Below are 21827 nucleotides of genomic sequence, written 5' to 3' on the forward strand. Positions count from 1 at the left end.
AGCCTCCTGACTCTCCGGTGATGTCGGTTCACCCAGAGTCGTCCAGCCGAGCCTTCCGTGCACCCGCGCACACGCCGAAGGGCCCGGCTTCCCCGTAGGGAACCGGGCCCTTCGTTCGTCGTACGCGTCGCTCGTCCGGGTCTGCCGACGGGCAGGCTCAGTCGAGGTAGTCGCGCAGCACCTGCGAGCGCGACGGGTGACGCAGCTTCGACATGGTCTTCGACTCGATCTGGCGGATGCGCTCACGCGTCACGCCGTAGACCTTGCCGATCTCGTCGAGCGTCTTCGGCTGGCCGTCGGTCAGGCCGAAGCGCATGGAGACCACGCCGGCCTCGCGCTCGGAGAGGGTGTCGAGCACCGAGTGGAGCTGCTCCTGCAGCAGCGTGAAGCTGACCGCGTCGGCCGGGACGACCGCCTCGGAGTCCTCGATGAGGTCACCGAACTCGCTGTCGCCGTCCTCGCCCAGCGGGGTGTGCAGCGAGATCGGCTCGCGGCCGTACTTCTGGACCTCGATGACCTTCTCGGGGGTCATGTCGAGTTCCTTGGCCAGCTCCTCCGGGGTGGGCTCGCGGCCCAGGTCCTGGAGCATCTGGCGCTGCACGCGGGCGAGCTTGTTGATGACCTCGACCATGTGCACCGGGATGCGGATGGTGCGGGCCTGGTCGGCCATGGCGCGGGTGATCGCCTGACGGATCCACCAGGTGGCGTACGTGGAGAACTTGTAGCCCTTGGTGTAGTCGAACTTCTCGACGGCGCGGATCAGACCCAGGTTGCCCTCCTGGATCAGGTCCAGGAAGAGCATGCCGCGACCGGTGTAGCGCTTGGCCAGCGAGACCACCAGACGGAGGTTGGCCTCCAGGAGGTGGTTCTTGGCGCGGCGGCCGTCCTCGGCGATGATCTCCAGCTCGCGCTTGAGCTTCGGGGCGATCTTGTCGGAGTTCGCCAGCTTGTCCTCGGCGAACAGACCGGCCTCGATGCGCTTGGCGAGCTCGACCTCCTGCTCGGCGTTGAGCAGCGGGACCTTGCCGATCTGCTTGAGGTAGTCCTTCACCGGGTCCGCGGTGGCACCGGCGACGGCGACCTGCTGCGCGGGCGCGTCGTCCTCGTCCTCGTCGGACAGGACGAAGCCCTTGCTCTCGCCCTCGGTCTCTTCCTCGTCCTTGCCGGGCGCGACGTCCTCGAGCAGGTCCTCGCCCTCGAGGATCTCGTCCTCGTCCTTCTTGGCGCTGGTCTTCTTCGCCGCCGTCTTCTTGGCGACGGTCTTCTTCGCCGCCGCCTTCTTGGCGACGGTCTTCTTGGCGGCCGCCTTCTTGGCCGGCGCCGCGGCCTCCTCGGCCGGGTCCGCGCTCTCGGCCGCCGGGGCCGCACCGGCGGCCGAGACGGTCTTCGTCACGGTCGTCCTGGCGGTGACGGTCTTGGTGGCGGTGCGCTTGGCCGGGCTCTTCGCTGCGACGCTCTTGCGGGCGCGCTTCGGCGACTCCGCTGCACTGACCATCAGCGTCACACCCTCTTCCTCGAGGATCTGATTGAGGCTGCGCAGAACATTCTTCCACTGGGTTGGCGGAATCTGGTCAGCCTCGAAGGCCCGACGCACGTCATCGCCGGCGATCTGCCCATCAGCCTTTCCCCGCTCGATGAGCGCCATCACAGACTCGGACTCGGCGATCTCCGGCGGGAGCGTACGGGATGTGCTGGCCGACACGAACAACCTCTCGGAACGATGGAAAACGGCTTCCGGCCCCGCCCTGGATCGGGCCGGAGCCGACGACCGTCGGGCGGGAATGTGCCGACGGCGCGGGCTGGACCGGGGAACTGCACAGCGCCACGAGCGGCTGCTGTATTCCTTCCTCGGCTGTCACCTCTTAGGTCATCGCGCGGCTTCGAGGAGTGTTACGCCCAATCCGCGTGGCCCGAGTCACACCGCATTTGCGGCGAATCCGCCATGAACCATCCGGAACGTCACAGGATCACACCGCCGGGCCCGGGCGCACCCGGGGGCGATGTCCGCCCCCGGGCTCCGCTCGGGTCCGGCGGCACGCGATGCGTGCGTCACGGCACTGCTGGCCACGGCTCGCGGATCAGTTCCCGCGGGGAGCCGGCACGACGCGCTCCACCTCGGGGTGGACGGTCAGCAGCTGGCGCATGGCCGTCTCGGCGCCGAGGGCGTCGCCGGCGGCGAGGGCGTCGACGATCCGGGCGTGGTGCGCGAGGCAGCTCTCGCTCGGGCGGTCGCAGCCGGTGGCGGGGGCCCCGGAGACCTGGAGCGCGGCGGCGACGATGCCGGAGAGGTGCTCGAGCATCCGGTTGCCGGCGAGCTGGATGAGGAGCGCGTGGAACTCGGCGTCGGCGCGGGAGAAGGTGATGCCGTCGCCCTGGGCGTACGCGTGGCTCATGATCTCGACCATGTCGGAGAGGCGCTGCTGGACGTCCTCGCGGCCGTGACCGGCGGCGAGGCGCGCGGCGAGGGGCTCGATGGTCCAGCGGAGCTCGTTCAGCTCGCGGCGCTGGTCGTCGCGCTGCGGGCCGAAGGCGCGCCACTCGATGATGTCCGGGTCGAGCAGGTTCCAGTCGCTGACCGGCCGGACGCGGGTGCCGACGTTGGGGCGGGCGCTCACCAGGCCCTTGGCCTCGAGCACGCGCAGCGACTCGCGGACCACGGTGCGCGACACCTCGAAGCGCTGGCCGATCTCCTCGGGGACGAGGGGGCGGTCGGCGCCGAGGTCGCCGGAGACGATCATCTGGCCGAGCTGCTGGACGAGCTGTCCGTGGAGCCCGCGGCCGCGGCTGCCGGCGGCCCTGCGGCCGACCCGGCCGAGGTCCTCGGTCGCCTCCCAGGCCGGCGGGCCGACGCGGTCGGCTCCGGGCGCCTCCGCGTAGGGGTAGCGGTCGAGATCACCCGGGGCGCCGAGGCCGGACTCGACGGGGCGGGCGGGGGTCATCATCGTGTGCGCAAGGGTACTCACGCATCCTTTGTCGGCGTGGCTCCGGTGCCCCTTGAGGTCTTTGGTGAAAAGCACACGAAAGGGTGATCGGCACCCCATGCGCAATTGACGATTTATCGGACATAACGGGCAATTCTCAAGGCAGTTGCCGCTGAAACGGAAACTTTCGAACCAAAGGTGATCACCAACGGGCACGGCTGTGGCGGCCGGTGAGCACATAGGCACAGAGCAGGACCGTCAACGTCAGCCCCAGGGCCACTCCCACGGGCTGCCCCACCACCCGCAGCGCCCCCATCACCCAGCGGTCGGCGGCGGACGACCACTCGATGCTGGCGAACTCCCTCAGGCGTGCCGGGAGTCCGGCGACGGTACGGCCCGGCACTCCCGCGAGCACCCGCTGCAGCGGCGGGGCGAAGACCACCGGCACGGCGAGCACGGCGGCGACACCGGCGGCCGCGGCCCGGAAGACGCCCGCGCCGAGCAGCCCGGCCCAGGCGCAGCCGACCACCAGGCCGAACCAATTCGCGCACAGGGTGGGCCAGTTCGGCGGTACGGGCACCAACTCGCCGCCGTAGACGAACCGCAGGGCCTCGAGGTCGGCCACGGCCACGAGCACCGCGAGGAACGCGCCGACGGCCGCCGAGACCGTCAGTTTGGCGAGGAGGAGGCCGAGCCTGCGAGGAACGGTGCCGCGTCCGGTCGTCAGCGCCGGGTAGCGGTACTCCTCACCGAAGGAGAAGGCGCCGAGGAGCCCCGCGCCGAGCGCCGCGGGCGGCAGCGGGGAGACGGCCGGCCAGCCGGCCAGGACCGCGGGCAGCGGCGTCCGCCCGCTGCGCGCGAGCAGGACGGCCAGGGTCACGGACACCATCAGCACGCCCGCGGCGACGAGCGGTGTGGACGGCACGCCGAGGAGGCGGCGGATCTCGTAGCGCAGTGGGCGGAGCGGGGAGCGGGGGGGCGCCCGGTGCGAGCGGGGCGAGCGGGGCGCCGGGGCAGGGCGGGCGGACCGGGCCTTGCCGTCGTCGCGCCCGGAGTCCCCTGCCGGGGCGTCCGAGGCGGAGGGGTCCGAGGCGGGGGCGTCCGAGGCGGAGGGATCCGAGGCGGGGGCGCCGGGGCCGGACCGGGCGGGCGGCTGCGGGGTGGGGCGGGTGTCGCCGGTCTCGTCGGCGAGTTGGTGGATGAGGACGCCGTTGCGGAACGCGCTCTCGCCGACGCTCGCGCAGTCGCTGCCGTAGACGGAGAGCCGGTTGCCGCCCTCGGTCACCACCTCCACGGGGCGCCGGGCGGCACGGGACTCCTGGGTGAGGACGGCGGCGAGCCGGGCGGCGTGCGGGGTGCGGACGGCGACCCGTGGGCGCAGCCGGGTGCGGGCGAACTCCGCGGCGTCCTGGTCGGCACGGAGGCGCCCGCCGTCGAGGGTGACGACCCGGTCCGCGTTGCGGGCGGGGTCCTTGGGGTCGGCGGTCGTGTACAGGACGGTGCCGCCCTCGTCGGCATGGGTGCGCAGGATGTCGTACAGCCAGGCGCTCTCGCGTACGGAGAGCCCGGCGGCGGGCTCGTCGAGCAGCAGGGTGTGCGGGTCGCCCAACAGGGCCGAGGCCAGGCCCAGTCGTCGGTCCATGCCCCGCGGCAGGGTGCCGATCCGCTGGTCGTGGACGCCAGTGAGCCCCACGACCCGCAGCATGTCGTCCGCGCGGGCGCCGGGAACCCCGGCGGCGGCGCAGAGCATGCGGAGCTGGCTGCGCAGGGTACGCGAAGGGTGGCCGGGGACGTCGCCGAGCAGCACGCCGACCTCCCGGGCCGGGTGGGCGACGCGGTGCAGCGGGCGGCCCCGGAAGTAGGTGATGCCACGGCCCGGTTCGAGCTGGAGCATGAGGCGCAGGGCCGTCGTCTTGCCGGCGCCGGCCGGCCCGAGCAGGGCGGTGACAGTGCCGGCGGATGCCTCGAAGGTGAGGTCGTCCACGGCGGGCGGGCGGTCCCGGCGGGGGGTGCTGGTGAGTCCGATGGCCTGGAGCATCGCTTCTCTCGCGGGTAGGTGAGACCGCTCCGCGGCAGGGCGGCTATCCCAGCAAGATAACGCCACATTTCGGACTTTTGGCGCAGGGTTGGCGGCGCGGAGCGGCCTCCCGCGCGCCGGTCAGACCTCCGGGCGAAGCATCGGCGGGTTCAGCAACGTCGCTCCACCAGCACGGAACAGCTGCGCGGGCCGGCCGCCCTGCCGGGTCGTGGTGCCGCCCGCCGGAACCAGGAAGCCGGGCGTGCCGGTCACCTTGCGGTGGAAGTTGCGCGGGTCCAGGGCCACTCCCCAGACCGCCTCGTAGACCCGGCGGAGCTCGCCGACCGTGAACTCCGGCGGGCAGAAGGCCGTGGCCAAGGACGAGTACTCGATCTTGGAGCGGGCACGCTCCACGCCGTCGGCGAGGATCCGGGCGTGGTCGAAGGCGAGCGGCACCGGCTGCTCACCCTCCCGCTCGGCGGCGCCGTCCTGACCGATCAGCTCCTCGACCGGCGCCCAGCGGGCACTGTTGGCGTCCCCGCCGGCGCGCGGCGCGGGCAGGTCGGGGGCGAGCGCGAGGTGCGCCACGCTCACCACGCGCATCCGCGGATCACGGTCCGGCGCCCCGTACGTCGCCAGCTGCTCCAGGTGCGCGCCGTTGCCCGGCTCGGGCTGCGGGGTACCCGGGTCGTGGACGCACAGCCCGGTCTCCTCGACCAGCTCGCGCGCCGCGGCGGCGTCGAGATCCTCGTCGTCGCGCACGAACCCGCCCGGCAGCGCCCAGCGTCCCTGGAAGGGCGGCTCCCCCCGTTTCACGATCAGGGCGCACAGAGAGTGGCGCCGCACGGTGAGCACGACCAGATCGACGGTGACAGCGAAGGGCGGAAAGGCCGACGGGTCGTAGGGAGACATGCCCGTGATCATAGTCGTCTTCCTGACGATAAACACGTCCGCCGGAGGGATCCGCTCCCACTTCTTCGCCGCTGCGGTCACACACCCAGCTGGAGGCCCGCGGCCGCCTCCTCGACCATGCCCAGACCGAGCCGGCCGACGCGGGCCGCGAACGGAGCACCGGCGACCACCAGGCCCGACAGCCGCACCTCGCCGAGCGGGGCCGAGCGCACGGGATGCAGTGCGACCGTGCGGCCCGGGGCGTCGGGACGGATCCCGAGAGCGGCGGTCAGAAGGTGCACACCGGAGGCGGCGGCCACCGCGGCGGGACGGCACGCGGCCGGGTGCGGCACCGGCGGGGCACCGGACGTACGCCGCTCCCCCGCGTACATCTCCGGCAGCCGGAACTCGAAGGCCTCCGCGGCGTCGAGTGCGCCGCGCAGCAGAGCGGCGGCCTCGCTCTCGTGCCCGGCCGCGGCGAGCCCCGCGACGGCGATCGCCGTCTCGTGGGTCCGCACCGCTCCCGACCGGTGCCCGAACGGCTGATAGCCGGGCTCCTTCTCGCCGAGCCCGCGCAGCCCCCAGCCCGAGTCGAGAGCCGGGGAGGCGAGCAGCCGGGCCAGCCGCTCCGTCCGCGCCTTGTCGAGCAGCCCCGGCGCGGGCCGGCCGGCGGCCGTGAGCCCGGTGTCCAGGAGATGCGCGGCCCAGCCGCCCAGCTGCGGCACCGGCCGGCCGTCGGGCAGACGGGCGAGCAGCGGACGGCCGCCCGCCGGGTCGTCGAGCCAGAACCGGGCGCGGAACCGCTCACGCAGCGCACGGGCCCACTCCCGCCACCCGTCCCCACGGGGCCGCCCGCAGGCGTCGAGCAGATCGGCACCGAGCACGGCCGCGCGGTGCGCGTGGGCCTGCGTCTCGGCCCGCGCGGGCCCGGCGGGCCACGGGTCGGGCACGAATCCGCTGTCGTCGACGACGCCGCGCAGCCAGTCGAGACAGCGCTCCGCGGCGGGCAGCAGTTCCGCGAGGTCCTGCTCCGGCAGTCCCCAGCGCCGGGCCTCGGCCAGCACGGCGGGGAAGGCGAGCGTGGCCTCGACACCGGTGCACCGCGGCGGCAGGAGAGGGCCCGCGTCCCGGAGCGGCCCGGGGATGCGCCCGGCACCGGGGCCGGTGCCGCCGAGCTGCGTGCGGGCGAGGGCCCGCAGGGTGGTCGCGGCGAGCCGGGTGCCCAGCGGGAGCGCCATGCGCGCGGCCCACAGGGCCTCGGCGGTGACAGGTCCGCAGCGCCACGGGATCCCGGCCGCGAGGTGGACGTCGGCGGGATGCGCGGGATCGCGCTGAAGGAGCGCGCGCAGATCGGCGACGCAGGCGCGCAGCAGCGGACCGAGGCGAGGATCGTCGCCCTCGGCGGCGGCGTCGGCGAGGACGTGCCCACCGGGCCGCCCCGAACCGGGCGGCTGCTGCCGGCCGGCGCGCTCGCCGCGAACACGGAGGGTGAGGACGAAGGGGGCGCCGGGAGCCGGTTCGGCGTCCCAGCGGAGCACTCCGGCCGCCCCCAGCGCGTCGCTGGGCGGCGGGTCGGCCGACACGGTGACGGCGGTGCCGTCGGCGGCCGTCCAGCGGAGTCCGGTGCCGTGAACACTGGCGGAGAGCTCGGGCCCCGGCCGCCCGGCCGCCACCGCGCCCAGATCCGCGAGATCCGTGCCCAGAGCGAGCTCCACGGGGATCCGCACCGGCCGGAGGGCGGAGCTGCGCAGGGTGATCCGCTCGGTCCCGTCCGCGTCGCGGCTGCGCTCGACGACGAGGCCGGGGTCGGGCCCGAGGTCCCCGGGCGCGCGCAGGACACCCACGAAGTCGGCTCGCTCGGCACCGGACGCGCGGCTCTGAAGCGGGAGCGGTTCGCGTCCTGCGACGCGCAGGACGCAGCGCGAGAGGAGCCTGCGCCCGGCGAGGAACACTCCTTCGAAGCCGGCGCCGGTGAGCTGTCCGTGCCGTGGGCTGACAGCGAGGGCGGGCAGGGCGACACCGACGAGGGCGTCGTGGGCGGCCGGCAACTCGCCGTGCCGGGCCGCCGCACCGCCCGGTCCGTGTGGTGGCGCTCCCGGGTGGGACGGGTGTCCGGTGGAGGGTCCGGGGGCCTGGGCGGGGCTGGGGGCCATGGCGGGTGCGCGGCGCTCTCTGTGCGGTCCTGACGGCCCGGCAGGGCCCGGACGGGGCCGTGACCGGGTCCTCGCGGCCGGTCCCGGCGGTCCGCCGGTCCGGCCGGGGGTCGGCGGCTCGGCTCCTGCGGGACCGCCACAGAGGTGAACGCCGCTCCGGCCCGACGGGTCACGGCCCTCATGTCCCGCTCCTCGCCCCACGCCGCCCGGGCCGCCGCACCGCGGCCTTCCGGGGCGAACGGAGTTCGGCAGCCCGCGCCCCTGTCCGACGTGCCGCCCGCCGGGCCGTCTGCCGCGCCCGCTGCCGCTGCAGGGCCCGCGCCGCCGCGGAGACCGCGGGACTCTTCGGGCGGGCGCCGCCGCGGTCGGACAACCCGCGACGGTCGGACGGCCCGCTGCGGTCGGCACCCGCACCAGGACCGGTGTCGGGACCGGCATCGGGACCAGCGTCGGCGTGGTGACCCGCACCGGAACCGGCACTGGCACTGGCACTGGCACCCTTACCGGCGTCGGGACCGGCGACAGAGCGGTTGCGGAGGTCGAGGTCGTCCGCTGCCCCGGCCCCGGCCCCGGTGGCGGAATCGGAGCCGCCGAGAGTGCCGATGTCGATGCCGGTCCTGGTGCCGGTGCCGGTGCCGGTGTCGGCGCCGGAACCTGGACCGAGAGCTTTGCCGAGGTCGACGCCGGAGCCGGAAGCATGACCAAGGCCGGGATCGAAGCCGGCATCGAGGGCGGGTTCCCTGGTGTCCACCCTTCGCCGCCGTTCGGCGGCAAGGCGCGCGTCGCGTTCCTTGCGCAGGCACTCGCGCAGCGCCTCGGGGTCGAGCCCCTCGTTGCACGCCTGGTGGAGCAGCCGGGCGAAGAGGTAGTCGGGGTCGGCCTCGAGGGCGAGTCCGAGGGCGACCCGGGCGGAGGGCTCGTCGCCGGTGGACCAGGCGACCCAGCCGGCGAGAGTCAGCGGGGCCGCCGCGTACTCCTGGTAGGGCGGCACGCAACGCCGCGACAGGGCGCGCCAGAGCCGTAGCGCGGGAGCGGCCTCCGGGCCCTCCATCCACTCGGCTGCCTGGTCGCGGGTGTCGCGGTCCTGGAGTCCGAGGATCAGCGTGGCGGCCTCGTCGGGCGTGAGCAGACCGTCGTCCCTGGCGTCCGACGTCGCCGTGCCCGCCGGAGGGATCGTGAGCACATGACCGGTGAGCCCCGGCCGTGCGACGCCCGGGCTGCCCGTGGGCCGGGATACCGGAGTCTCGCGCGACCCGGCGAACCGCTCGATGAGGCACCGGGCCAGGCCGAGGGTGGTCTCGCGCGTCTCCCGCCGGCCGACACCGCTCGCGGGCCCGTCGAGGATCCGCGGGACGATGACCGTCGCGGCCTCGTTCAGCGCGGCTCGGTGGACCGCTTCGTCCTCGGTCCCCGCCGGCTTCAGCCGGGCCTCCATCTCCTTGAGGGTGCCGCGCACCTGGATGCCGGCGTAGGCGGCGGACGCTGCCATCACCGACGTACCGGAAAGGGCCAGGGGTGTGCCGTCGGGCGGACAGCAGCGGGCGTCCGGGCAGCAGTAGGAGAAGTAGAGGCCGTCGGAGATGCAGAGGGCTTCGAGGACCGGGATGTCGAGCGCCCCGCAGGCGGTGCGCAGGCGCTGCGCGAAGGGACGCAGTCGTTCCATCACCCGTCGGCCCGTCTCGCCGGGCCCTGGGTCCTGGCAGAGGAAGACGACGATGGCGTCGGGGCGGTCGCCGCGCCGGCCGGAGCCTTCGACGAGGCATTCGGCCAGATGCTCGGCGATGGCGGGCCATTCGCGCGGCGAACCAGGAATGCCGACCCTGACCCGACCGCCGAAACGTCCGTGCTCACCGTGGAGCGCGACGAGGACGACGGAGTCGCTGGGATGGAAGCCGAGCATGAACGGCAGGGCGTCGGCCAGTTCGGCCGGGCCGCGCAGGGTGATCTGCTCGGTTGCTGACGGGCCGTGAGATCCGCGAGAGCCGCGGGATCCGCGCGAGCCATGCGAGTCGTGGGAGTCGTGGGATCCATGGGAATCGTGGTGGTTCGTGTTCATGGTCACGACGATCCCGCGATCGCCGCGATCGCGAAACCCCTGTGGATAACTGCCGGTTGAGGCGTTCATGCCGGAAGTGCGAGTTATCCACAGGGGTGGCGACCCGGTCACTCGTAGCCGGATGATGGAGCCCTCGCGCGGCGCCCCCGTCACTCCACGCGTCAGCCCGCCGCCGCGAGGACCAGCGGCAGGACCGGGCCGCTGCCCGCGCGGCGCAGCAGGCGGGCGGCGACGGCGAGGGTCCAGCCGGAGTCGGTGAAGTCGTCCACGAGCAGCACCGGGCCGGGTGCGTCACGCAGGGCGGCGGCCAGCTCCTCGGGGACGGTGAGGGCCCCGGAGAGCGCCCGCAGCCGCTGGGCGGAGTTGCTGCGGCGGGCCGCGTACGCACCGTCCTCGGTGGTGTACGTCAGCGCGCCCAGGAACGGCAGGCGGCCGACGTTCGCGATGCCGCGCGCGAGCGAACCCACCAACTGCGGCCGGGACATCGACGGCAGGGCCACCACTCCCACCGGCCGGTCCTCGGCGTCCGCCGCGCCCGACGCCCAGCCGCCCGGAGACCGGGCCCAGTCGGCGAGCACCGCCACCGCGGCCCGCAGCACGTCGTCGGACACGGGGCCGTCCGGCGCGTGCTCGGCAAGCAGCGGGCGCAGCCGGTTGCCCCAGCCGATGTCGGAGAGCCGCCCCAGCGCGCGGCCGGTGGCGCACTGCTCGCCCGCCGGGATCCGCCCCTTGAGGTCGACGCCCAGGGCCGGCATCCCGGTCGGCCACATGCGGCGCGGCTCGACCTCCACTCCGGGGCGGTCGAGTTCCTTCTCCGCCGCGGTCAGGGTCTCGGCGGAGACGGCGGAATCCGCCCAGGGTCCCGCGCAGTTGTCGCAGCGGCCGCAGGGCGCCGCGCCCTCGTCGTCGAGCTGCCGGCGCAGGAACTCCATCCGGCACTCGGTGGTGTCCACGTAGTCACGCATCGCCTGCTGCTCGGCGGCCCGCTGCCGCGCCACCCAGGCGTAGCGCTCGCTGTCGTACGTCCAAGGGGCGCCGGTCGAGATCCAGCCGCCCTTCACCCGCTTCACCGCGCCGTCCACGTCCAGGACCTTCAGCATGGTCTCCAGGCGGCTGCGGCGCAGGTCGACGGCCGCCTCCAGGGCCGGCACGGACAGCGGCCTGCCCGCCTCGGCGAGCGCCGCGAGGGTCTGGCGGACCTGCGCCTCGGGAGGGAAGGCGGTGTCGGCGAAGTAGCGCCAGATGGCCTCGTCCTCCTTGCCCGGCAGCAGCAGCACGTCGGCGTGGTCGACGCCGCGGCCCGCGCGGCCGACCTGCTGGTAGTACGCGATCGGGGAGGACGGGGAACCGAGGTGCAGCACGAAACCGAGGTCCGGCTTGTCGAAGCCCATGCCCAGGGCCGAGGTCGCGACCAGCGCCTTGACCCGGTTGCCCAAGAGGTCGGCCTCGGCCTGCAGCCGGTCGGCGTTCTCCGTACGGCCGGTGTAGGAGGCCACGGCGAAGCCGCGCTGCCGCAGGTAGGCGGTGGCCTCCTCGGCCGCCGCCACCGTCAGCGCGTAGACGATTCCGGACCCCGGCAGCTCGTCCAGGTGCTCGGCGAGCCAGGCGAGGCGGTGCGCGGCGTCCGGAAGCCGGACCACCCCGAGACGCAGGCTCTCCCGCTCCAGCGGACCGCGCAGCACGAGCGCCTCACCGGCTCCGGTGCCGAGCTGCTCGGCCACGTCGGCGGTGACTCGCGCGTTGGCGGTCGCCGTCGTCGCGAGCACCGGCACTCCGGGCGCGAGTTCGGCGAGCATCGCCCTCAACCGCCGGTAGTCGGGCCGGAAGTCGTGCCCCCAGTCGGAGATGCAGTGGGCCTCGTCGACCACGAGAAGACCGGTCGTGGCCGCGAGCCTCGGCAGCAGCTGCTCGCGGAAGTCCACGGAGTTGAGCCGCTCGGGGCTGACCAGAAGAACGTCCGTCGCGCCGCGCTCGACCTCCTCGTGGATGGCGTCCCACTCCTCCGGATTGGCCGAGTTGATGGTGCGGGCCCGGATGCCCGCCCGCTCCGCCGCCTCGACCTGATTGCGCATCAGGGCGAGGAGCGGCGAGACGATGACCGTGGGCCCCGCGCCGCGGCGGCGCAGCAGCGCGGTGGCGACGAAGTAGACCGCGGACTTGCCCCAGCCGGTGCGCTGCACCACGAGGGCTCGCCGGCGCTCCCGTACCAGCGCCTCGACCGCCTGCCACTGGTCCTCGCGCAGTCGCGCGGAGCCTCCCGGGTCGCCGACCAGCTCGGCGAGGACGGTGTCGGCCTCGGTGCGCAGATCCGGGTCGTTCGGGTGGTCCAGGCGGTCCAGGTTCTCCATGCACCCCATGCAACCCGATGGCACCGACAGTCGGCCACTTCACCGCCTGTGACCACCCGTAACGGCGCACACGGCGCACGACACCGGGCGTACGCCCGCGCTTCCTGTCCGTATACGGAACAGAGCGTGAACAATGGGTAACTGGGCAGGGATATGAGAGTCATACCGGTTCATTCCAGTCAGCGGCCTCAATTGCTCGTTGCCGCCCGCGCACGGGCCAGGGAAGAATTGGAAATCCACCCCGCACGCCCAACGCGGTCCGTTGACCGTGCCGTGGTGCGCCCTCATCCGACCCTGCCCGCGGAGCGGGCGCGTATCCGAAGGGAGGATCGTGACCCTCGGATTCGCTCCGCCCTCGACCACTCCGGTCAACTCGTCGTCCGGGTCGGCCAGCCGCCTCGCTCGGATGCTCGAACCGGCCGAGTGGGCCTCCGCCGGGATCCCGCTGCTGCGCAACCCCCGTGAGGTCGTCAGCGGTCTGCACTCGAGGCACCGGCCCACGCCCTCGACGGCCGTGGTCGCCGTGCTCGACCACGAGGAACGGCTCGCGGCCAGCGCCTCGTTCGTCCGCCGGCCGGCCCCCGCGGACGGCTGGGAGTTCCGCAACGCGCTCCTCGCGCACCTGCGCCGGGTCATCCCGCACGACCTGCGCCGGCGCGCCCCGGTGCGCACGGCCGTGCTGCTCTACTGCCGCGAGGGCGACGAGCGGTGGACCGAGGAGGACGGCGCCTGGATGTGGGGGCTGCGGGACGCGTGCACGCTCCACGGGCTGCGCTGCGGCGCTTACATCACGCTGACCGGCGCCGGTTGGCAGGTGCTCGGCGAGGGCCGGGGCGGTCGCAGGCCGAGTTCCGACTCGCGGCCCACGCCGCTGGGCGAGGACCCGGCGCTCGACCTGCTGGTCCCGCGGATCGCGAGCGGCGCCCCCGAGCCACTGCGCCGGGCCGCTGCCCGCTGAAGGAACGGCGGTCCGAGCCGACGGCTCTCCGGCCGCCAGACGTCTGGACGCCAGACGTCTGGACGCCAGACGTCTGGACGCCACACGTCTGGACGCCACATGTCTGGGCATGACACGTCTGGGCATGACACGTCTGAACGCCATCCGCCTGGCGGCCACCCCGCCCGAACACCACGTGCCGGGCCGATGCCCGCCCGGACGCCACCCGCCCGGCCGACGCCCGCCCGGAGGCCACCTCCCCGGCCGCTGCCAGAGCGGCCGGGACCGTTGGAGAGCGGCCGGGATCGCTGCCAGAGCGGCCGGGATCGCTGCCAGAGCGGCCGGGACCCGGGCGGCCGTTGCCGTAACGGCGGTCGCCGGAAGAGCAGTTGCCCGAACGTCGGTTGCCAGGCGGCCGACCGCCGTGATGCTCTACGCCATCCGCCCGGCCCGGGTCGTCTCAGACGCCGGCGCCGAGCGCGGCGTTGACCCGCTCGGGGTCGCCGCAGACGATCAGCAGGGCGGTCGCCCGCCGCATCGCTTCGGGCAGCCGACGGGCGACGGCCTCGTCGGTGCCGCCGTTGACGGCGACGACCACCACGGGCCGGGCGGCGGCCCGGGAGACGGCGGCCGCGTCCGCGAAGAACACGTCCTCGCGGGTGTCCTGCTGCGCCCAGTAGGCGTCCTCGCCGAAGGACAGCTCGTGCGCCGCCCACGGGTGCTGGTCGCCGGTGGTGAGCACCAGGACGTCGCCGGGTGCGCGGCCGGACTCGAGGAGCAGGTCCACCGCCTCCTCGGCCGCGTCGACGGCACCGTCGACGGGCGCGGGGATCAGCTGGATCTGCGGTTCGGTCCGCCGGTCGGAACGATTCTCCGTACGGTCTGCGGGTACCGGTCCGGCAGCGGGCGGTCGGGGCACCGGCGGTGCGGGCCTGGCCGGACCGGGGCCGGGACGGCCCGGGCGCGGGGAGGCCGCGGAACGCGGGCCGGGTACGGGTCGGGGGGTCGGCACGGGGCGGTCTGCGGCCGCGGTCGCGCGGGGACCCTGGGCGCTCTCGTGAATCTGAGGCTCCTCGGGATTGAGAGGCATGGGTGGATGTCTATCAAACGCCGTCGCACATGGCTCCGGCGGGTGGGCGCACAAGGGCGCCCCGACTGCTGGAAGGGTTCTGCCGGAGCGGTCCGCAGAGGGCCGTGCCGGGTGTCAGGGACCGGAATCCAGAAGCCGGAAGTCAGAAGTCGAAGCCGAGTTGACCCCCGCTTTCGAGTGCGGCGGCCTCGGCCGAGAGGCGCACCTTCTTGAGGTGCCGCCAGCGGGGCATCGCGTCGAGGTAGGCCCAGGAGAGCCGGTGGTACGCGGTGGGTCCGAGCTCTTCCAGCGCGGCCTTGTGGACCGGCGAGGGGTAGCCCGCGTTGTCTCCGAAGGCGTACGCGGCGCAGTCGTCCGTCTCGGTCCCGAGGGTGGCCATCAGCGTGTCCCGGCGGACCTTGGCGATCACGGAGGCGGCGGCGACGGCGACACAGGACTGGTCGCCCTTGATCACCGTACGGACCTGCCAGGGGCTGCCCAGGTAGTCGTGCTTGCCGTCGAGGATCACCGCGTCGGGCCGGACCGGCAGGCCCTCCAGCGCGCGGATCGCGGCCAGCCGCAGCGCGGCGGTCATGCCGAGCTCGTCGATCTCGGTCGGAGAGGCGTCGCCCAGCGCGTACGCCGTGACCCACTGCTCGAGTTCGACGGCGAGTTCGGTGCGGCGCTTGGGGGTGAGCAGCTTGGAGTCGGTGAGCCCGGCGGGCGGGCGGCGCAGGCCGGTGACGGCGGCGCACACGGTGACGGGACCGGCCCACGCCCCGCGTCCGACCTCGTCGATCCCGGCAACGATCTTGGCACCGGTGGTCGCCCGGATCGAGCGCTCGACGCTGTGGGTGGGTGGTTCGTACGGCATGGCGCTTGTCAGATTACGCCGGTGGGCGCCTGCCTCGGTACCCGGATACCCCTCCGCCGTCCGGACCCGCCCGGAAGTCGTCCGGAACCCGACCGGAACCCGACCGCCCGCGGACCGACCCCGACCACTGGCGGGACCCCTTCGCGGACCCGGCCCTTCCCCTCACGAACCGGACCCCGACCCCTCTCACGAACCGAACCCCGCCCTCCCTCACGAACCAGACCCCGCCCATTACGACGCGGGGCCCAGCCCCCGCGCCGCCCCGACGCGCCCTGACGCCGCCCTAGCGCCGCAGCAGCGGCATCATCACCAAATCGATCATCTCGGCGAGCTCGGCGTCGCTCCATTCGCTGGCGCACACCTTCGACCGGTACATCATCAGCGCCGGGATCACGTCGAAGACGATCTCGTGGGCCGCGTCCTCGCGTACCTCGCCCCGGGCGATGCCGCGCTCGATCACCTCGCGCAGCAGCCGCTGCGAGGGTTCGGTCACCGCGGTCGTGATCAGTTCGTGGAAGCGGTCGGCGGCCTCGTGGTCGCATTCGTGAAGCACCGCACGCAGGGCGAAGCCGGGCTTCGAGTACATGACGGCCCGCACCCGGCCGCACAGCTGGTAGAGGTCCTCGCGCACCCCGCCGTGGTCGGGTGCGTCGTCGAGGGCGGGGAGCCCGGCCCTGAGCGCATCCGCGACCAGGTCCTCCTTGGACGGCCAGCGGCGGTAGACGGCGGCCTTGCCGGTCTGGGCGCCGGAGGCGACGGCCTCCATCGTCAGACCGTTCCAGCCGACCGTGCTCAGCTGTTCGAGGGCCGCCTCCAGAATGGCGCGTTCCAGTACCGCGCCGCGCCGTCGCGGCGCCGCCCCCTGCGGCCGAGCGGCGGCCTCGGAGTGCGAAGTAACCATCAGAACCTCTCTGTTGGGGACGGAACGGCTCGCCCGGCAGCACTCAGTGAACGCTTGCGTTCCCTGAGGGGGAGTCACTACCGTGGGCGACAGTGAACGAGTGCGTTCACTAAATTCTTCCGTGGGGGATACATAGTGACAACATCTCCGGTGGACACCCAGACCGATCCCGGCCGCAGTCCGGGTCCCGGCTCCGCCCGGTATCCGAACCGGCCGGGGATCGCGCTGACCGTCATCGCCGCCTGCCAGCTGATGGTCGTCCTGGACGCCACCATCGTGAACATCGCGCTTCCGCACATCCAGGAGGCGCTCTCCTTCTCCACCACCGACCTGTCGTGGGTGCTCAGCGCCTACACCCTCACCTTCGGCGGCCTGCTGCTGCTCGGCGGCCGGGCCGGCGACATCCTCGGCCGCCGCCGGGTGTTCCTGACCGGCATCCTGGTCTTCACCGCCGCCTCCCTCCTCGGCGGTTTCGCCCAGGAGCCGTGGCAGCTCCTCGCCGCGCGCGCCCTCCAGGGCGTCGGCGGCGCGATCGCCTCGCCCACGTCGCTGGCCCTGATCACGACGACGTTCCCCGAAGGTCCCGAACGCAACCGGGCGTTCGGCGTCTTCGCGGCCGTGTCCGCGGGCGGCGGCGCGATCGGTCTGCTCGCCGGCGGCATGCTGACCGAGTGGCTCGACTGGCGCTGGGTGCTCTTCGTGAACGTCCCGATCGGCCTGCTCATCGCGTTCCTGACGCCGCGCTTCATCAACGAGTCCGAGCGCCACCCGGGCCGCTTCGACCTGGCCGGCGCGTTCTCCTCCACCCTCGGCATGGCCGCGCTCGTCTACGGCTTCATCCGGGCCTCCGAGGAGGGCTGGAAGGACTCGCTGACCATCGGTTCGTTCGTCTCCGCGGTGATCCTGCTCGCGGCCTTCGCCGTGGTCGAGTCGCGCGCCCGTGAACCCATCACGCCGCTGCGGATGTTCGCCGACCGCAACCGCTCCGGCACGTACGTGATCATGCTCAGCCTGGCCGCCGCCATGTTCGGCATGTTCTTCTTCATCGTCCTGTTCGTGCAGAACGTGCTCGGCTACACGCCGATCCGCGCCGGTTTCGCCTTCCTCCCGGTGACGCTCGCCATCGGTGTGGGCGCCGGTCTCGCCCAGCGGCTGCTGCCCGTGCTCGGGCCCAAGCCGTTCATGGTGACCGGTGCGGCGATCACCGGCATCGGCCTGTTCTGGCTGACCTTCATCACGCCGGACAGCTCCTACGCGACCGGGGTCCTCGGGCCGATGGTCACCTTCGGCTTCGGCATGGGACTCAACTTCGTGACCCTCACCCTGACCGCGGTGTCGGGCGTCGCCCAGCACGAGGCCGGCGCGGCCTCGGGTCTGCTCAACGCGACGCAGCAGGTGGGCGGTTCCCTCGGCCTGTCGATCCTGGTCACGGTGTTCGGCACCGCGAGCAAGGACGAGGGGGAGCGGCAGGCGCAGGACTTCCTGGCGCACGCGACGGACGCGCAGAAGGCGGAGTTCCTCAAGGAGAAGCAGCTCCCGGCGCCGTGGTCGCACGAGGTGCTGACGGCCGGCATATCGACCGCGTTCGTCGCGGCGGTCGCCATGGTGCTGATCGCGTTCGTCACGGCGGTCGCGGTGATCCGGGTGCGCAAGAGCGATCTGGAGGCCCTCAGCGGCAAGGCGGAGGCCGCCGGCCCGGTCGCATGACGCCGACGGCGTGCCCCCTCCCGCACGAGGGGGCACGCCGGTACGCGTACGGCCGTGAAGCCGTAAAGCGTGAAGCCGGAATGCCGTGAGCCGTACCTCCTACGGCTGTACAGCTGTACAGCCGTAGGAGGTACGGGCCGGTCCTAGGGCTCGTACGGGTCGTACGTGTCGTACGGATCGGCGTCCGGGTCGTACTCCTCGTCCCGGGTGGCACCGCCGCAGGAGGCGAAGCGGCTCACGGGCCGCGCGGCGAGGATGTCCCGGGCCCGGGACTCGGAGAGGCTGGTGGCGTACCAGCTCACGTCGCCCTCCTCGTCCAGCCGCTCGGCGATGTCCCGCAGCGCGCAGTCGCGCAGGGCACCCTGAAGCCGGTCGAGGGCGGGTACGGCGTCGGTGGAGAGTCCGGAGAGATAGCGCACGTCGATCTTGCCGAGCCGCTCGTGACGGTCGACGTTCTGCTGGGCGATGAGGGCGTCCGGCTGGATCAGCCCGAAGGCGAGGACGAAGCCGGCGGCGCTCGCGGCCAGGGCGCGGGGCAGCAGCCGGGCGCCCCAGATCCCGGACGCCATGATCAGCAGGATCGCGACGCCGAGCCAGATCTCCATGGTGGCCACCGAGATGCGCAGCCGGGTGAGCCCGTACGCGTCCACGTAGAGGTCCATCCTGCGCAGGGCGGAGGCGACCACGACCAGGGTGAGGACGCACAGGGTGCCGAGTACGGTCCGGACGAGCCGGGTGTCGCGCACGTCGCCTCGGGGCGCCCAGCGCAGCGCCAGGCCGATCACCACGAGGGTGAGGAGGGTGGCCATGAGCAGCTGCCAGAAGCCCTGGCGCGCGTACTCGGCGTAGGTGAGACCGGTCTCGCTGAGGACCTTGTCGTAGCCGCCGAAGAGCACGGCGAGCTGGATGGCGTTGAAGGCGGCGAAGAGCAGGTTCAGGACGACGAGCGGCAGCGCCCATTCCAGCCGGCCGCGGGCCCGGCCCCGGCCGAAGCTCAGCCGGTCCCAGCGCAGCGGGGCGGCGGCGGTACGGGCGACGGCCATCGCGCCGAACAGCCCGAGCAGGAAGCACAGGAACCGCCAGGGCGCCTGGTCCAGCGAGACGTCGGGCATGAGGGAGCCGAGCAGATCGGCGAAGGCCGCGTCGGCTCCGGCGAACAGGGCGCCGAAGACCACCAGCAGACCCACGGCGACGAGCACCGTGCGCAGCACCGGGCCCCAGCGGCCCTGCGAGCCGCCGGCGCGCTCGCGCATGCCTCGCCAGGTCCATGCCATGCCGGTACCGAGGGAGTCGAAGAGCCCCACCGGCCCGAACAGCATGCTGGGCCAGCCCCGGCCGCCGTGCAGCGCGTAACCGGTGAGCCCCAGCGCCGTGACGATCGCGAGGAAGGTCGGCCAGCCCGCGTCGCTGAGTACGGGTACGAGGAGCAGCGCGGCGCCGCCGACAGCCCACACCAGCGTCCAGGGCCGCAGTCGGCGGCCCGCCGCACGGGCGGCGAAGGCCCCGGCGAGAGTGGCGGGCACGGCCACGAGCAGCAGGTTCGCGCCCGCGCCGCCGCTGAGCAGCAGCGAGGCCACCAGCGCGGTGGCCACGACGGCCCACAGCGTCGGGGAGGTCGGAGCGGCCGGCGCCGGGGGCCTGAGCTTGCTGGGCGCCGGCTTCCGCGGCGGCCCCCACGTCTGGTACGGCGGGTACGGCCCCGGCCGGTACGGCCCGTGCGGCGGCGCGACCGCGGCCGGCGGACCACCCGCGATCACCGCGCCCGGCGTCGTGCTTCCCGAACCCGGACCGCCCGGCGTCGTGCTTCCCGACACCGGACCACTCGACGTCGGAGTGGCGCTCGGCGCCGGAGTGGCGCTCGACGTCGGAGTGGTGCTCGGCGCCGGAGTGGCGCTCGGCGCCGGACTTCCCGGCGGCGGGCTGTCCTTGGGCGGCTCAGCGGATGGATTGTCGGTCACGGGACCCCCTCCCGGCCCGGTCCGCCCTGCCGTGCGGCTGCTCGGCGGTCCCGGTGGCTCGTCGGCGCGCTGTGTTTGTCATGATCAGCGCTGCGAGTGGCCGACTCTAACCGCGCGGCGCCCCGCCGAACCGTTTCGGCCCCGGCTGTGGCAGGACCGTGACACGCGCGCCCGGAACGCCCGGAACCGTCCGGAACCGTCCGTCGTCCCGTCGCCCGGGCTACCCGTGCGGCGGGACGGCGGACGGCGACGGCGCTTGAGACCTGCGACGACGGCACCGGCGGCCTGAGACCTGCGACGACGGCGCCGGCGCTTGAGGCCTCCCTAGGAGTGCGCCGCCGTGGGCACCCAGTCCGGGAGTTCTTCGGTCTGTTCGAGCCAGGCGACGGGCGGCTCGCCGCCCGGTCCCGCCGCGACGACCCCGCAGGCGATGGCGCACGTGGTGTCGACGTCACCACCCACCCCGGCCGTCGTCCAGAAGACCCGCTCGAAGTCCCCGAGCGCCCGCGCGGCGGACCACAGCGCGAACGGCACGGTGTCGTGCGCGCTCGTACGCCGACCGCTGCCGAGGACCGCCGCGACGGTCGCCGCGTCGCCGTAGTCGAGCATGTCGCGGGCCCGGCGAAGACCGGCGCCGACCGCGCTGCGCGGCACGAGCGCGACGACACCGTCGAGCAGCGCCTCGGGCGTGGGCGGACCGGCCGGGTCCGCGACGAGGGCGGCCGCCGCGGCGACGGCCATCGTCCCGACGACGGCCTCGCGGTGCTGGTGGGTGGTGTACGCGGAGATCTCGGCCTGGTGGGTCGCCTGTTCCGGGTCGTCGGCGTACCAGGCGCCGAGCGGTGCGATCCGCATGGCGGCGCCGTTGCCCCACGAGCCCTGCCCGTTGAAGAGACCCGCGGCGAGCTGCCGCCAGTCCCCTCCCTCGCGGATGAGCCGGAGCATCCGGTTGACGGCGGGACCGTAGCCGCGGTCGAAGTCGTGGTGCAGGGCGAAGGACTGCGCCAGCGCGTCCTGGTCGATCCGCGCGTGGCGGGCGAGCACGGCGAGGACCGAGCAGGCCATCTCCGTGTCGTCGGTCCACTGCCAGGGACCGGTCGGCGGCTCGTGCCGCTTGAGCAGGGGATAGTTGGCGGGAACGAAGTACTGGGAGCCCAGGGCGTCTCCCACGGACAGCCCGCGCAGGCTGGCCAGGGCGCGTTCGAAGCGCCGGTCGAGAGAGGAGTCAGCGGTCATCGGTCTGCCACTCTAATTCGTAGCCAACGGATCCAGCACCATCAAAGTGGTTCGACTGGGCCTCTTCGGGCACGGGAACCTGGCGTCGTCCTCACCTTCCCCTGCCTTGGCAGGGGCTCGTCGCGTATACACAGGCGCGTCGCGGCGCACTCGACGCCGTCGAAGTGTTCGCCAAAGAACGCGTACGGGCCCGCAAGGCGGTCAGTCCTCGGCCCCTGTCGCGACTGTCGGCGTTGTCTGTTCCGCACCGCGGGCTGCCGTCGGAGTGCTGCCCTCCGTAGGAGCCGGTGCCTACGATCGACTGCATGGCGCGGGGGCCTCGGGGAGGGCGATGCGATGTCAGGGGCATGACATAACACGGGGGCTGGCCCGCTCCCTCCGCATGCCGGCTGGCCACCGCCTCCGCTGCCGAGTCCCGGGGTGTTCCTGGGCGGTGCATTCCAGGTCCTGGGCAGGACCTGGCGGCCGCTGTTGGGGGCCCTGCTGCTGTCGGAGCCGGCCGTCTGTACGGTGACCGTGGCCGCCGGCCTGGGTATGTACGCACTTCGGGGCGCCCCCGACGCTGACGCCCTCTGGGTGGGCTCCGGCGCTCCGGGCGAGCTGGCGAACATGTTCCTGATCGTCCTCCTCCCTCTTGTCCTGGCCTTCTTTCTGGTCCAGGGCACCGTGGGTGCCCTGGCGGCCACTCTGGCCCATCAGGACGCGAGCGGGAGACGGGTCACCGTACTGGGGCTCCTGCGGGCGACCGTGCCCCAGCTG

Annotated in this window: 14 protein-coding genes; 2 read left to right on the plus strand and 12 right to left on the minus strand. The window is 73.6% G+C overall.

Going from position 1 to position 21827, the window contains the following annotated elements; translation table 11 throughout:
- Nucleotides 1-157: 157 nt before the first annotated feature.
- The 7 genes from ACFVGS_RS25995 to ACFVGS_RS26025 form a co-directional block, all read right to left on the minus strand.
- Nucleotides 158-1702, minus strand: a complete 1545-nt coding sequence (locus ACFVGS_RS25995) for an RNA polymerase sigma factor (RefSeq protein ID WP_384415178.1) — start codon at nt 1700-1702, stop codon at nt 158-160.
- Between the two features lie 376 nt (nt 1703-2078).
- Nucleotides 2079-2963 (minus strand): FadR/GntR family transcriptional regulator, encoded by an 885-nt coding sequence (locus tag ACFVGS_RS26000; RefSeq protein WP_384415181.1) that lies wholly within the window; start codon nt 2961-2963, stop codon nt 2079-2081.
- A 160-nt stretch (nt 2964-3123) separates the two neighbouring features.
- Nucleotides 3124-4959: an ATP-binding cassette domain-containing protein gene (locus tag ACFVGS_RS26005; protein WP_385693834.1), complete on the minus strand. Its 1836-nt coding sequence runs from the start codon at nt 4957-4959 to the stop codon at nt 3124-3126.
- 120 nt (nt 4960-5079) lie between these two features.
- Complete coding sequence (locus ACFVGS_RS26010; protein WP_384415186.1) at nt 5080-5850, minus strand: NUDIX domain-containing protein; 771 nt, start codon at nt 5848-5850, stop codon at nt 5080-5082.
- A 77-nt stretch (nt 5851-5927) separates the two neighbouring features.
- On the minus strand, nt 5928-7982 hold the full coding sequence (locus tag ACFVGS_RS26015) for a glycogen debranching N-terminal domain-containing protein (RefSeq protein WP_385693836.1): 2055 nt from the start codon (nt 7980-7982) through the stop codon (nt 5928-5930).
- 178 nt (nt 7983-8160) lie between these two features.
- Nucleotides 8161-10038, minus strand: a complete 1878-nt coding sequence (locus tag ACFVGS_RS26020; RefSeq protein ID WP_385693838.1) for a DUF4192 domain-containing protein — start codon at nt 10036-10038, stop codon at nt 8161-8163.
- A gap of 161 nt (nt 10039-10199) precedes the next feature.
- Nucleotides 10200-12386, minus strand: a complete 2187-nt coding sequence (locus ACFVGS_RS26025) for a RecQ family ATP-dependent DNA helicase (protein ID WP_385693840.1) — start codon at nt 12384-12386, stop codon at nt 10200-10202.
- A gap of 331 nt (nt 12387-12717) precedes the next feature.
- Between ACFVGS_RS26025 and ACFVGS_RS26030 the strand changes: the two genes are divergently transcribed.
- Nucleotides 12718-13344, plus strand: a complete 627-nt coding sequence (locus ACFVGS_RS26030; RefSeq protein WP_384415195.1) for a hypothetical protein — start codon at nt 12718-12720, stop codon at nt 13342-13344.
- Nucleotides 13345-13783: 439 nt separating this feature from the next.
- On the opposite strand, the gene ACFVGS_RS26035 is transcribed toward ACFVGS_RS26030, so the two are convergent.
- The 3 genes from ACFVGS_RS26035 to ACFVGS_RS26045 form a co-directional block, all read right to left on the minus strand.
- Nucleotides 13784-14413, minus strand: a complete 630-nt coding sequence (locus ACFVGS_RS26035; RefSeq protein ID WP_384415197.1) for a hypothetical protein — start codon at nt 14411-14413, stop codon at nt 13784-13786.
- A 142-nt stretch (nt 14414-14555) separates the two neighbouring features.
- Nucleotides 14556-15266, minus strand: a complete 711-nt coding sequence (locus tag ACFVGS_RS26040; protein ID WP_385693843.1) for a ribonuclease HII — start codon at nt 15264-15266, stop codon at nt 14556-14558.
- A gap of 283 nt (nt 15267-15549) precedes the next feature.
- Nucleotides 15550-16167 (minus strand): TetR/AcrR family transcriptional regulator, encoded by a 618-nt coding sequence (locus ACFVGS_RS26045; RefSeq protein ID WP_384415203.1) that lies wholly within the window; start codon nt 16165-16167, stop codon nt 15550-15552.
- Between the two features lie 135 nt (nt 16168-16302).
- On the opposite strand from ACFVGS_RS26045, the gene ACFVGS_RS26050 reads away from it, so the two are divergent.
- Nucleotides 16303-17874: an MFS transporter gene (locus tag ACFVGS_RS26050; RefSeq protein ID WP_384415206.1), complete on the plus strand. Its 1572-nt coding sequence runs from the start codon at nt 16303-16305 to the stop codon at nt 17872-17874.
- Between the two features lie 143 nt (nt 17875-18017).
- Here the strand turns inward: ACFVGS_RS26050 and ACFVGS_RS26055 are convergent, their stop codons facing one another.
- Complete coding sequence (locus ACFVGS_RS26055; RefSeq protein ID WP_385693845.1) at nt 18018-19832, minus strand: DUF4153 domain-containing protein; 1815 nt, start codon at nt 19830-19832, stop codon at nt 18018-18020.
- A 324-nt stretch (nt 19833-20156) separates the two neighbouring features.
- Nucleotides 20157-21068, minus strand: coding sequence for an ADP-ribosylglycohydrolase family protein (locus tag ACFVGS_RS26060; RefSeq protein WP_385693847.1), 912 nt, complete (start codon nt 21066-21068; stop codon nt 20157-20159).
- Nucleotides 21069-21827: the final 759 nt, after the last annotated feature.

This window comes from Streptomyces sp. NPDC127114 (genome assembly GCF_042677525.1).
Classification (GTDB): domain Bacteria; phylum Actinomycetota; class Actinomycetes; order Streptomycetales; family Streptomycetaceae; genus Streptomyces.

Coding starts and splice junctions, on each gene's coding strand:
- ACFVGS_RS26045 (WP_384415203.1), bottom strand. CDS start 16,167: ATGGTTACTTCGCACTCCGAGGCCGCCGCTCGGCCGCAGGGGGCGGCG.
- ACFVGS_RS26035 (WP_384415197.1), bottom strand. CDS start 14,413: ATGCCTCTCAATCCCGAGGAGCCTCAGATTCACGAGAGCGCCCAGGGT.
- ACFVGS_RS26015 (WP_385693836.1), bottom strand. CDS start 7,982: ATGGCCCCCAGCCCCGCCCAGGCCCCCGGACCCTCCACCGGACACCCG.
- ACFVGS_RS26040 (WP_385693843.1), bottom strand. CDS start 15,266: ATGCCGTACGAACCACCCACCCACAGCGTCGAGCGCTCGATCCGGGCG.
- ACFVGS_RS26010 (WP_384415186.1), bottom strand. CDS start 5,850: ATGTCTCCCTACGACCCGTCGGCCTTTCCGCCCTTCGCTGTCACCGTC.
- ACFVGS_RS26020 (WP_385693838.1), bottom strand. CDS start 10,038: ATGAACACGAACCACCACGATTCCCATGGATCCCACGACTCCCACGAC.
- ACFVGS_RS26060 (WP_385693847.1), bottom strand. CDS start 21,068: ATGACCGCTGACTCCTCTCTCGACCGGCGCTTCGAACGCGCCCTGGCC.
- ACFVGS_RS26005 (WP_385693834.1), bottom strand. CDS start 4,959: ATGCTCCAGGCCATCGGACTCACCAGCACCCCCCGCCGGGACCGCCCG.
- ACFVGS_RS26025 (WP_385693840.1), bottom strand. CDS start 12,386: ATGGAGAACCTGGACCGCCTGGACCACCCGAACGACCCGGATCTGCGC.